This is a genomic window from Kosakonia sp. Marseille-Q7440, assembly GCF_965119485.1.
The window spans coordinates 2,931,391-2,942,754 of sequence record NZ_CBCPLT010000001.1 but is presented as its reverse complement, the minus strand read 5'-3'; the positions used below and the strand labels follow the sequence as shown (position 1 = coordinate 2,942,754).

Annotated in this window: 11 protein-coding genes; 9 read left to right on the top strand and 2 right to left on the bottom strand. The window is 56.9% G+C overall.

What is annotated here, in order from left to right; translation table 11 throughout:
* Nucleotides 1-2: 2 nt before the first annotated feature.
* The 6 genes from nuoI to nuoN all read left to right on the top strand — a co-directional run bounded on the left by nuoI (nucleotide 3) and on the right by nuoN (nucleotide 6,401).
* A complete protein-coding gene (gene nuoI / locus ACWPW2_RS13745) occupies nucleotides 3-545 on the top strand; it encodes an NADH-quinone oxidoreductase subunit NuoI (RefSeq protein WP_023479728.1) in 543 nt (180 codons plus the stop codon).
* Nucleotides 546-556: 11 nt separating this feature from the next.
* The gene (gene nuoJ, locus ACWPW2_RS13740; RefSeq protein WP_023479675.1) at nucleotides 557-1,111 is read left to right on the top strand and encodes an NADH-quinone oxidoreductase subunit J; all 555 of its coding nucleotides are present in this window, start codon (nucleotides 557-559) and stop codon (nucleotides 1,109-1,111) included.
* Entirely contained in the window at nucleotides 1,108-1,410 is a 303-nt protein-coding gene (gene nuoK / locus ACWPW2_RS13735) for an NADH-quinone oxidoreductase subunit NuoK (RefSeq protein WP_023479838.1), read from the top strand. Before nuoJ ends, nuoK begins: the two co-directional genes overlap by 4 nt.
* Complete coding sequence (gene nuoL, locus ACWPW2_RS13730) at nucleotides 1,407-3,248, top strand: NADH-quinone oxidoreductase subunit L (RefSeq protein ID WP_023479646.1); 1,842 nt, start codon at nucleotides 1,407-1,409, stop codon at nucleotides 3,246-3,248. Before nuoK ends, nuoL begins: the two co-directional genes overlap by 4 nt.
* A gap of 162 nt (nucleotides 3,249-3,410) precedes the next feature.
* The gene (gene nuoM, locus ACWPW2_RS13725; protein WP_023479637.1) at nucleotides 3,411-4,937 is read left to right on the top strand and encodes an NADH-quinone oxidoreductase subunit M; all 1,527 of its coding nucleotides are present in this window, start codon (nucleotides 3,411-3,413) and stop codon (nucleotides 4,935-4,937) included.
* 6 nt (nucleotides 4,938-4,943) lie between these two features.
* The gene (nuoN, locus tag ACWPW2_RS13720; RefSeq protein ID WP_023479817.1) at nucleotides 4,944-6,401 is read left to right on the top strand and encodes an NADH-quinone oxidoreductase subunit NuoN; all 1,458 of its coding nucleotides are present in this window, start codon (nucleotides 4,944-4,946) and stop codon (nucleotides 6,399-6,401) included.
* A gap of 657 nt (nucleotides 6,402-7,058) precedes the next feature.
* Here the strand turns inward: nuoN and ACWPW2_RS13715 are convergent.
* Both ACWPW2_RS13715 and rnz read right to left on the bottom strand, forming a co-directional pair.
* Entirely contained in the window at nucleotides 7,059-8,084 is a 1,026-nt protein-coding gene (locus ACWPW2_RS13715; protein WP_023479862.1) for a chemotaxis protein, read from the bottom strand.
* A 78-nt stretch (nucleotides 8,085-8,162) separates the two neighbouring features.
* Entirely contained in the window at nucleotides 8,163-9,080 is a 918-nt protein-coding gene (gene rnz / locus ACWPW2_RS13710) for a ribonuclease Z (RefSeq protein WP_454123529.1), read from the bottom strand.
* A gap of 62 nt (nucleotides 9,081-9,142) precedes the next feature.
* Here rnz and ACWPW2_RS13705 point away from each other — a divergent pair, with 62 nt between their 5' ends.
* The 3 genes from ACWPW2_RS13705 (at nucleotide 9,143) to menF (ending at nucleotide 11,357) form a co-directional block, all read left to right on the top strand.
* Nucleotides 9,143-9,604: a GNAT family N-acetyltransferase gene (locus ACWPW2_RS13705; protein WP_454123527.1), complete on the top strand. Its 462-nt coding sequence runs from the start codon at nucleotides 9,143-9,145 to the stop codon at nucleotides 9,602-9,604.
* A 53-nt stretch (nucleotides 9,605-9,657) separates the two neighbouring features.
* Nucleotides 9,658-9,960, top strand: coding sequence for a stress response protein ElaB (gene elaB / locus ACWPW2_RS13700; RefSeq protein WP_023479917.1), 303 nt, complete (start codon nucleotides 9,658-9,660; stop codon nucleotides 9,958-9,960).
* Nucleotides 9,961-10,061: 101 nt separating this feature from the next.
* Nucleotides 10,062-11,357 carry an isochorismate synthase MenF gene (gene menF / locus ACWPW2_RS13695; protein ID WP_454123525.1) on the top strand — a complete coding sequence of 432 codons (1,296 nt, stop codon included), beginning with the start codon at nucleotides 10,062-10,064 and terminating at the stop codon, nucleotides 11,355-11,357.
* Nucleotides 11,358-11,364 lie beyond the last annotated feature (7 nt).

The window sequence follows — 11,364 nt, the reverse complement described above, 5'->3', positions numbered from 1 at the left end:
CCATGACGTTAAAAGAGTTATTCGTGGGCTTTGGCACCCAGGTTCGCAGTATCTGGATGATTGGCCTGCATGCGTTCGCCAAACGCGAAACGCGTATGTACCCGGAAGAGCCGGTTTACCTGGCCCCGCGCTACCGTGGCCGTATTGTGCTGACGCGCGATCCGGACGGCGCAGAGCGCTGCGTAGCCTGTAACCTGTGCGCGGTTGCCTGTCCTGTCGGCTGTATCTCGCTGCAGAAAGCGGAAACCGTTGATGGCCGCTGGTATCCGGAGTTTTTCCGTATCAACTTCTCGCGCTGCATCTTCTGCGGCATGTGCGAAGAGGCGTGCCCGACAACAGCGATTCAGCTGACGCCGGACTTCGAACTCGGTGAGTTCAAGCGCCAGGATCTGGTGTATGAAAAAGAGGATCTGCTGATCTCCGGTCCGGGCAAATACCCGGAATATAACTTCTACCGGATGGCAGGTATGGCAATCGACGGCAAAGATAAGGGCGAAGCGGAAAACGAAGCCAAGCCTATCGACGTCAAAGGCCTGTTACCGTAAGGAGAGGGGCAATGGAGTTCGCTTTTTATATCTGTGGCCTGATCGCCATCCTGACGACGGTACGCGTGATTACGCATACCAATCCGGTGCATGCGCTGCTGTACTTGATCATCTCCCTGCTGGCGATTGCCGGGGTCTTCTTCTCCCTCGGCGCATACTTCGCCGGGGCGCTGGAGATCATCGTCTACGCCGGGGCCATTATGGTGCTGTTCGTCTTCGTGGTGATGATGCTGAACATGGGCAATTCGGTGGTCGAGCAGGAGCGTAACTGGCTCACGCCGCAAATCTGGATTGGTCCTGCGGTGCTCTCTGCGGTGCTGCTGGGCGTCATGATCTACGCCATTATGGGCGTTAACGATCAGGGCATCGAGGGCACGGCGATTGGCGCGAAAGCCGTCGGTATCACGCTGTTTGGTCCTTACGTTCTGGCGGTTGAGCTGGCCTCAATGCTGCTGCTGGCAGGTCTGGTTGTCGCGTTCCACCTTGGACGTGAAGAGAGACCTGGCGAATTGCTGAGCAATCGCACGGATGACCGCGCGAAAAGAAAAACGGAGGAGCACGCATGATCCCGTTACAACATGGATTGATCCTCGCGGCGATTTTGTTTGTGCTGGGTCTGACTGGTCTGGTTATTCGCCGCAATCTGCTGTTTATGCTGATTGGGCTTGAGATCATGATCAACGCCGCCGCGCTGGCCTTTGTGGTCGCCGGTAGCTACTGGGGCCAGACCGACGGTCAGGTAATGTATATTCTCGCCATTAGCCTTGCCGCTGCGGAAGCGAGCATTGGCCTGGCGCTGCTGCTGCAACTGCATCGTCGCCGCCAGAGTCTGAATATCGATTCAGTAAGTGAGATGCGTGGATGAACATGCTCGCCTTAACCATTATTTTTCCTCTTATTGGCTTTGTGTTACTGGCTTTCTCCCGCGGTCGCTGGTCGGAGAATCTCTCCGCCGCCGTTGGCATGGGCTCGATTGGTCTCTCGGCGCTGGTTACGGCGCTGGTTGGTGTTGAGTTCTTCAACAACGGCCAGCAGGCCTTTGTTCAGCCGCTGTGGACGTGGATGGCGGTCGGTGATTTCAATATCGGTTTCAACCTTGTGCTGGACGGCCTGTCGCTGACCATGCTCTCGGTAGTAACCGGCGTTGGCTTCCTGATCCATATGTTCGCCTCCTGGTATATGCGTGGGGAGGAGGGCTACTCCCGCTTCTTCGCCTACACCAACCTCTTTATCGCCAGCATGGTGATTCTGGTGCTGGGCGATAACCTGCTGCTGATGTACCTCGGCTGGGAAGGCGTGGGTCTCTGCTCCTATCTGCTGATCGGTTTCTACTACACCGATCCGAAGAATGGCGCAGCGGCGATGAAAGCGTTTGTCGTCACCCGCGTTGGTGACGTGTTCCTCGCTTTCGCTCTGTTCATCCTTTACAACGAGCTGGGCACGCTGAACTTCCGCGAGATGGTCGAGCTGGCACCGCAGCACTTCGCCAACGGCAACCATATGCTGATGTGGGCGACGCTGATGCTGCTGGGCGGCGCGGTCGGTAAATCGGCGCAGCTGCCGTTGCAGACCTGGCTTGCAGACGCGATGGCTGGCCCGACGCCGGTCTCTGCGCTGATCCACGCCGCAACGATGGTTACCGCCGGTGTCTACCTGATTGCCCGTACCCACGGTCTGTTCCTGATGACGCCGGAAGTGCTGCATCTGGTCGGTATCGTTGGTGCGGTCACGCTACTGATGGCGGGTTTCGCCGCGCTGGTGCAGACCGATATCAAACGCGTACTCGCCTACTCGACGATGAGCCAGATTGGTTACATGTTCCTGGCGCTTGGCGTACAGGCATGGGACGCGGCGATTTTCCACCTGATGACGCACGCCTTCTTTAAAGCGCTGCTGTTCCTCTCCTCCGGTTCGGTGATCCTCGCCTGCCACCACGAGCAGAACATCTTCAAGATGGGCGGCCTGCGTAAGTCGATTCCGCTGGTCTATGCCTGCTTCCTGGTCGGTGGCGCGGCGCTCTCTGCACTGCCGCTGATTACCGCGGGCTTCTTCAGTAAGGATGAGATCCTCGCAGGAGCGGTGGCGAACGGTCACGTTAACCTGATGATTGCGGGTCTGGTCGGGGCATTTATGACCTCGCTCTACACCTTCCGTCTGATTTTCATTGTCTTCCACGGCAAAGAGCAGATTCACGCCCACGCAGGGAAGGGGATTACCCATCACCTGCCGCTGATTGTGCTGCTGATCCTCTCCACCTTCGTTGGCGCAATGATTGTGCCACCGCTGCGCGGCGTCCTGCCGGAAACGGCTGAGCTGGCGCACAGCAGCGTGGTGATGCTGGAAGTGGCCTCTGGCGCGGTGGCAGTGATCGGCATTCTGCTGGCCGCCTGGCTGTGGCTGGGTAAACGCACGCTGGTGACATCGATTGCCAACAGCGCGGCGGGCCGCTTCTTCGGCACCTGGTGGTTCAATGCTTGGGGCTTCGACTGGCTCTACGATCGCATCTTCGTTAAACCGTATCTGGGCGTTGCCTGGCTGCTGAAGAGCGATCCGCTGAATGCGCTGATGAATATTCCGGCGATCCTCTCCCGCTTTGCCGGAAAAGGGCTGCTGTTCAGCGAGAACGGTTATCTGCGCTGGTATGTTGCTTCCATGAGTATCGGTGCCGTTGTGGTGCTCGGTCTGCTGATGGTGTTGCGCTGAGTTCCTGGGCCGGGGAGCAGAGTTGTTCTCCGGCCTGCGAGCAGAATCTGAATTTTGTGAAAATTCGTTGAAAATCAGGTCCGAAAGGACAGGCAGTAACGGTGAAGTCAGATGACGAGCCAGAAAGCCTGAGCTGGACTTAAACAAGGAATATGAATCGCCATGTTATTACCCTGGCTAATATTGATTCCCTTTATCGGTGGTTTCCTGTGTTGGCAAACCGAGCGCTTCGGCGTGAAGGTGCCGCGCTGGATCGCCCTGATCACCATGGGACTGACGCTGGCGCTCTCTCTGCAACTCTGGTTGCAGGGTGGCTACTCTTTATCGCAGGCTGCCGATTTCCCGACGTGGCAGGAGAGCTTTAAACACGACTGGATCCCGCGCTTCGGCATCACTATCCATCTGGCGATGGACGGTCTGTCGCTGCTGATGGTCGTGCTGACCGGTTTTCTTGGCGTGCTGGCGGTTCTCTGCTCCTGGCGTGAAATCGAGAAATATCAGGGCTTCTTCCACCTGAACCTGATGTGGATCCTCGGCGGCGTTATCGGCGTGTTCCTTGCCATCGACATGTTCCTGTTCTTCTTCTTCTGGGAAATGATGCTGGTGCCGATGTACTTCCTGATCGCGCTGTGGGGCCATAAAGCCTCCGACGGGAAGACGCGTATCACCGCGGCGACGAAATTCTTCATCTATACCCAGGCAAGCGGTCTGGTGATGTTGATTGCCATCCTCGGCCTGGTATTTGTGCACTACAACGCCACCGGCGTGTGGACCTTCAACTATGAAGAGCTGCTGAAAACGCCGATGTCCCACAACGTTGAATACCTGCTGATGCTCGGCTTCTTTATCGCCTTTGCGGTGAAAATGCCGGTGGTGCCGCTGCATGGCTGGCTGCCGGATGCGCACTCGCAGGCACCGACCGCCGGTTCCGTTGACCTCGCGGGGATCCTGCTGAAAACCGCCGCTTACGGTCTGCTGCGCTTCTCGCTGCCGCTCTTCCCGAACGCTTCGGCGGAGTTCGCACCGATTGCCATGTGGCTGGGCGTGATTGGTATCTTCTACGGCGCGTGGATGGCTTTCACGCAGACCGATATCAAACGTCTTATCGCTTACACCTCCGTTTCCCACATGGGCTTCGTACTGATTGCCATCTACACCGGCAGCCAGCTGGCCTACCAGGGCGCGGTGATTCAGATGATTGCCCACGGTCTCTCTGCGGCAGGTCTGTTTATTCTCTGCGGTCAGCTTTACGAACGTCTGCATACCCGCGATATGCGCATGATGGGCGGTCTGTGGAGCAAAATTAAGTGGCTGCCGGCGCTGTCGATGTTCTTCGCTGTGGCGACGCTGGGGATGCCGGGTACCGGTAACTTCGTCGGTGAGTTCATGATCCTGTTCGGTAGCTATCAGGTTGTACCGATGATTACCGTGATCTCTACCTTCGGCCTGGTCTTCGCTTCCGTTTACTCGCTGGCGATGCTGCATCGCGCTTACTTCGGTAAAGCGAAGAGCGAAATCGCGAACCAGACGCTGCCGGGTCTGTCACTGCGCGAGCTGTTTATGATCCTTATCCTGGTCGTGCTTCTGGTACTGCTTGGCTTCTATCCGCAGCCGATTCTGGATACCTCGCATGCTGCGATGGGCAATATCCAGCAGTGGTTTGTTAACTCCATTACTACAAGGCCGTAATTCGCCATGACAATAACTCCACAACACCTGATTGCGCTGCTGCCGCTGCTAATCGTCGGATTGACGGTGGTGGTTGTGATGCTCTCCATTGCGTGGCGACGCAACCATTTCTTCAATGCCACGCTGTCGGTCGTTGGTCTGAACGTTGCACTGCTCTCGCTGTGGTTCGTTGGCCACGCCGGAGCAATGGATGTGACGCCGCTGATGCGCGTCGATGGCTACGCCATGCTTTACACCGGGCTGGTGCTGCTGGCGAGCCTCGCCACCTGCACCTTTGCCTATCCGTGGCTTGAAGGCTATAGCGATAACAAGGAAGAGTTCTACCTGCTGGTATTGATTGCCGCGCTGGGTGGCATTCTGCTGGCAAACGCCAATCATATGGCGTCGCTGTTCCTCGGGATTGAGCTGATCTCTTTGCCGCTGTTCGGGCTGGTGGGCTACGCCTTCCGCCAGAAACGCTCGCTGGAAGCCAGCATCAAATACACCATTCTGTCGGCGGCTGCCTCCTCATTCCTGCTGTTCGGGATTGCGCTGGTCTACGCTCAGAGCGGCGATCTGTCGTTTGTCGCCATTGGTAAAAACCTCGGTGAAGGCGTGCTGCACGAGCCGCTGCTGCTGGCGGGTCTCGGCCTGATGATTGTCGGCCTCGGCTTTAAACTGTCGCTGGTGCCGTTCCATCTCTGGACACCGGACGTTTACCAGGGCGCGCCTGCGCCGGTCTCCACCTTCCTGGCGACCGCCAGCAAAATCGCCATCTTTGGCGTGCTGATGCGTCTGTTCCTCTATGCGCCGGTAGGTAACAGCGAAGCCGTACGCGTGGTGCTGGGCGTTATCGCCTTTGTCTCCATTATCTTCGGTAACCTGATGGCGCTGAGCCAGACCAATATCAAACGTCTGCTCGGCTACTCCTCCATCGCTCACCTCGGGTATCTGATGGTGGCGCTGATTGCCCTGCGCGGCGGGCAGATGTCAATGGAGAGCGTTGGCGTTTACCTGGCCGGCTATCTCTTCAGCAGCCTGGGTGCCTTTGGTGTGGTAAGCCTGATGTCCAGCCCGTATCGCGGCCCGGACGCCGAGTCGCTCTACTCCTATCGCGGCCTCTTCTGGCACCGTCCGATCCTCTCGGCGGTAATGACGGTGATGATGCTGTCGCTGGCGGGTATCCCGATGACGCTGGGCTTTATCGGTAAGTTCTACATTCTGGCTGTCGGTGTGCAGGCCAACCTGTGGTGGCTGACCGGCGCGGTGGTAGTCGGTTCCGCAATCGGTCTCTACTACTACCTGCGTGTCGCAGTGAGCCTCTATCTCAACGCGCCGCAGCAGCTGAACCGCGATGCGCCGTCCAACTGGGCTTACAGCGCGGGCGGTATTGTAGTACTCATCTCCGCTCTGCTGGTGCTGGTGCTCGGTATCTATCCGCAGCCGCTGATTAGCATTGTCCAGCTGGCGCTGCCGATGATGTAATCGCGCCTCGCGCAAATGAAAAAACCGCCGGATTTGCAGCCTGGCGGTTTTTTTTGCGCATAAAAAAACCCCAGCGGGGAAGCTGGGGTTTTAACGGTATAGCGCAAACTGGTGAGGGATGCGCCACGCCGTTGTTTACGTTTCCGGCCCGTCAGGGGGGTAAGAGCGTATGCAATACTCAACGCGTTGAAGCTTCCGATATATGCTGTTTTATTTCAAGCGCAAACAGTTGGGTTAGCTGATGTTTAAGAAAAACGCCTGAAAACAGGTCGTTTTTCCTGATGTTTTTTAATTACATTTCAGTTGGTTACATGAAGTGTAAAATCAACTTCGTTGGGGTTACTGCATCTAACTTTCGGGCCGGGCAAAGGATTTCCCCCGCTGTACACGTGGTGGTGACAGGGTTCAGGCCTGGAAGGGGCGTAGGCAATACTCAACATCTGCTCGCCCTGATTCGGGGGAGTTTAAGGGCCAGTCCGGGCGGCTCCTTCCTCGGTTGAGGAAAACGGATGATGTATAACCGTGAATTCGCGAAACGCGTAATCACGATCATCATTGCTGTATTACAGCTGATCTTGTCGTTCTTGTAATGACCTGAAACGTACTTAAGGCGCTACCGTTTGACCAACGGTAGCGCCTTTAATCGTTGTGCCGGCGTTACTTCGCCAGCAGTGGGGTCGGAGCCATCTGGCGGTGGCTGATCAGCGGGCCGCGAACATTGTTTGCTGCGCGATCGAGCACCTCCTGGATCACCGCTGAAAGTTCGTTAATTTCGAACTTCGCGACATAGCCATCGGCCTGCACTTTACGGACGTGATCTTCGTTAGCGCTGCCCGAGAGGGATGAGTGGATCACCACCGGGATATTCTTCAGGCGCGGATCGGTTTTGATCAGGCGTGTCAGGGTGAAGCCGTCCATCTCTGGCATCTCCAGATCGGTCAGCACCATGGAGATCTTGTCGCTTACCGGCACACCCTCTTTTTCCGCCTGCTGCGCAATAAGCTGGATTTTCTCCCACGCATCTTTGCCGGTGATATGCATCATGCTCGGGATCTCCATGGCGTTCAGGCCTTTTTCCAGCATGGCGCGCGCCACTTTGGAGTCTTCAGCCACAATCGCGATAGAACCCGGTTTCAGGTTGAATTTCTTATCCGGCACATGATCGCCGTGAACGTCATGATCCGCCGGCACGATGTCATAGAGGATCTGTTCAACGTCCAGCACCATCGCCAGGTTGTTGGTGTCCTTATCATCATCGAGGCAGGCAATACTGGTGATATAGCGGCCATTGATCGCTTTTTCCGCCGTGTGTACCTGTTTCCAGTCCAGGCGCGTGATGTTCTCGACGGACTCGACGGCAAAAGCCTGCACGCTACGGGCATACTCAGTGATCAGCAGAATGTTTAAGCCGGTCTCCGGTTTGCAACCGGCGACGGCGGAGAGATCAATCACCGGGATCACCTGATCGCGGATATTGACCATCCCCATCAACGGCGGCTTCATTCCCGCAGGGCGAGTAAATGTGGGCATCGGTACGATTTCGCGCAACTTAAACACATTGATGCCAAACAGCTCAGATTTCGTCGCATCTAATGATGTGCCAAGGCGAAACAGCAACAGCTCAAACCGGTTCGACAGAGTAAGATTCGCCCTGTCATCGATGTCTTTCTGGAAATTATCCATCATGCCCTCAAAGAAGAAATGCCTGCGTATAACTTATTATCGGCATGACGGCGAAAAAATAGAGTGCCTAAATTAAAATCAAATGCGAACTACGTCAAAATCTGCTGCTAAGGTCGTCTGCGGGAAGATTTCACGACACTCTTTTAGCAGCGCCTGGCTCCCCTCGGCGTCATAACGCGAACTGATATGGGTAATCACCAGACGTGAAGCGCCAGCCTGCTGAGCCAGTTGAGCCGCCTGGCGCGCTGAACTGTGGCCGCGGCTGTTTGCCTTCTCTTCCATGGCGCTCTCAAGCGTTGCTTCATGCACCACCATATCGACATCTTTCGCCAGCTCAAGTGAGGCGGGGCAGGGTGAGGTATCACCGAAGATTGCCAGCCGTTTACCCGGCTCGGCCGGTGCCAGGTAATCTTTACCCTCGATAACTCGCCCGTCATCCAGCGTTACCGTGCCGCCCGCCTTCAACGTCTGGAACAGCGGCCCGGCGGGAACGCCTGCGGCGACAAGCGCAGCGGCATTCAGCGCGCCGGGTTTATCATGCTCTTCCACGCGATAGCCGTAACACTCCACCGGATGCGCCAGCGGGAAGGCCGTCACTTTGCGCAGCCCATCATCCATCACCAGGCCAGGCTTAACCTCTTCAATGGTCAGCGGATAGTCGGTCCACGAGCCGCTCAGGCGCAGCGCGGTCTCAACAAACTCCTTAATGCCTTGCGGGCCGTAAATGTGCAGCGGCTGCGTATTGCCCGCCATCGACCGGCTGCAGAGCAGGCCAAGCAGGCCAAAAATATGATCGCCATGCAGATGGGTAATAAAAATTTTGTCCAGCTTGCCCGGATTAAACGCGGTGTGCAGCAGCTGATGCTGCGTACCTTCACCACAGTCGAAAAGCCACAGCCCGGCGCTCGTCGGGTGCTGAAGATTGAGCAGAATGGCGGTGACGTTGCGCGCCCGCGTCGGGACGCCTGCTGAAGTACCTAAGAAGATCAGTTCCACATGCTTTGCCTGAAATGAAAAGAATCTAGTATAACCACATGAGTCTATTTGAGGAGATAACGATGATCCGCTGGCAAGACCTGCACCATTCCGAACTGACCGTGCCTGCGCTCTATGCGCTGTTGAAACTGCGCTGCGAAGTATTTGTGGTCGAACAGACCTGCCCTTACCTCGATATTGATGGTGACGATCTGGTGGGAGAGAACCGCCATCTGCTCGGCTGGCAGGGTGATGAGCTGGTGGCGTATGCGAGGATTCTGAAAAGTAACGATGATTTCTCGCCGGTTGCCATCGGCAGGGTGATTGTCAGCGCCAGCGTACGCGGGGAAAAACTGGGTCATCAGCTGATGTCGCGCGCGGTGGCCTCCTGCCTGCAACACTGGCCGCAGCACGCGCTATACCTGAGTGCACAGGCGCATCTGCAACCCTTTTACCAGCAGTTTGGATTCCAGCCGGTCACCGATATCTATGATGAAGATGGCATTCCCCATATCGGCATGGCGCGCGAGGTCGGCCAGGCGTAAACGCCAGCTATTGTCTATAGTTAGCGTACAGGTTCATAACATGGAGAAAAGAGATGACTAATCAATTCGATTCACACATTGACGACGACCTGACCCTGCTGAGCGAAACGCTGGAAGAAGTTCTCCGCTCATCGGGCGATCCCGCTGACCAGAAGTACATTGAGCTGAAAGCACGTGCCGAACAGGCGCTGCATGATGTGAAAAACCGCGTCAGCAGCGCGTCTGATACCTACTACTATCGTGCGAAAAAAGCGGTTTACCGTGCCGATGACTATGTGCACGAAAAACCGTGGCAGGGCGTTGGCGCTGGTGCGGCTGTAGGTCTGGTGCTCGGTCTGCTGTTAGCCCGTCGCTAAACTTTATCTCCCCTCCCTGGAAGGGGGTACTGCTATTCATCGTAGTACCCCGTATACTGTGTGGTTTTTAAAACCGTGCCGTTTTTCCGGGAGGGGTTCGCATGTTTTCTCTGTCCTCTGCGCTTGGCGTTTTACACCAGCGTCTTGCCGACACGTTTCCTGATACCCCTGGTTTTACCCTCTTTGACGTTCCCTTCCCGCTAAACAACGCATTCGACCCCCTGACATGGCTTTGTGCCCAGCATGTTTTCCCGCAATTCTACTGGCAGCAGCGCAGCGGCGATGATGAAGCGGCCGCCCTTGGCGCACTTCGCGCGTTTACCTCTCTCGTTGAGGCGCAGCAGCATTTACAGGCCTGGCCCGATGATGTGCGCGTCTGGGGGCTGAATGCCTTTGAGCCGAGTGAAGGTGCGCTCTTTTTACCCCGTCTCGAATGGCGGCGCGAAGGGGGCAAAGCGATGCTGCGCCTCTATCTCTTTAGCGCCACCTCGCTGCGTGAAGATGCACAGGTTGCTGCCGATTTTCTCAACGCACTTTCGCCTGCTACTCCGCTGGTCATGAGCCCGCCGCACTGCGTTGAGCAGCAGCACTTCCCGACGCGCGAAGGGTGGGAGACGCTGATAAGCCAGGCACTTGAAACCTTACAGCGCGGCGAGCTGGATAAAGTGGTGCTCGCCCGCGCCACCGATTACCGCTTCGATGCGCCAATTAATGCTGGCGCGCTGATGGCCGCCAGCCGCCGTCTCAACCTTCACTGCTTCCACTTTCTCTATCGTTTCAACGACCAGACCGCCTTTCTCGGATCGACCCCTGAACGTCTGTGGCGGCGACGCGGCGTAGCGCTGCGCACCGAAGCGCTGGCCGGGACGGTGGCAAATCATGATGACGATGCACAAGCGCAGCAGCGGGCAGCATGGTTGATGAGTGACGATAAAAACCAGCGTGAAAATATGCTGGTGGTGGAGGATATCTGCCAGCGTTTGCAGCAGCAGACCGGCGCGCTGGATGTGCTGCCGCCGCAGGTGGTGCGGCTGCGTAAAGTGCAGCATTTACGCCGCTGTATCTGGAGCGATCTGCGGGTGGCGGACGATGCCCTCTGTTTAGACCTGCTCCAGCCGACCGCGGCAGTGGCGGGTTTACCGCGCCCTGAAGCCCGGCTTTTTATCGCCCGTCACGAACCCTTTGCCCGCGAGTGGTACGCCGGGTCGGCAGGTTACCTGTCGCGTAAGCAGAGTGAGTTCTGCGTGGCGCTGCGCTCGGCGAAGGTGAGCGGCGAGACGGTGCGGCTCTATGCCGGGGCGGGCATTGTGCCCGGTTCCGACGCTGAGCAGGAGTGGCAGGAGATCGATAATAAAGCCGCCGGGCTGCGATCGTTGTTGCTACAGACGCACCCATAGACGACCT

Bases quoted from the DNA above. Each gene is read 5' to 3' on its own strand.
- ACWPW2_RS13705 (WP_454123527.1), top strand. From the start codon at position 9,143: ATGATCCGCTGGCAAGACCTGCACCATTCCGAACTGACCGTGCCTGCG.
- nuoM (WP_023479637.1), top strand. From the start codon at position 3,411: ATGTTATTACCCTGGCTAATATTGATTCCCTTTATCGGTGGTTTCCTG.
- nuoL (WP_023479646.1), top strand. From the start codon at position 1,407: ATGAACATGCTCGCCTTAACCATTATTTTTCCTCTTATTGGCTTTGTG.
- elaB (WP_023479917.1), top strand. From the start codon at position 9,658: ATGACTAATCAATTCGATTCACACATTGACGACGACCTGACCCTGCTG.
- nuoN (WP_023479817.1), top strand. From the start codon at position 4,944: ATGACAATAACTCCACAACACCTGATTGCGCTGCTGCCGCTGCTAATC.
- nuoK (WP_023479838.1), top strand. From the start codon at position 1,108: ATGATCCCGTTACAACATGGATTGATCCTCGCGGCGATTTTGTTTGTG.
- ACWPW2_RS13715 (WP_023479862.1), bottom strand. From the start codon at position 8,084: ATGGATAATTTCCAGAAAGACATCGATGACAGGGCGAATCTTACTCTG.
- nuoJ (WP_023479675.1), top strand. From the start codon at position 557: ATGGAGTTCGCTTTTTATATCTGTGGCCTGATCGCCATCCTGACGACG.
- nuoI (WP_023479728.1), top strand. From the start codon at position 3: ATGACGTTAAAAGAGTTATTCGTGGGCTTTGGCACCCAGGTTCGCAGT.
- menF (WP_454123525.1), top strand. From the start codon at position 10,062: ATGTTTTCTCTGTCCTCTGCGCTTGGCGTTTTACACCAGCGTCTTGCC.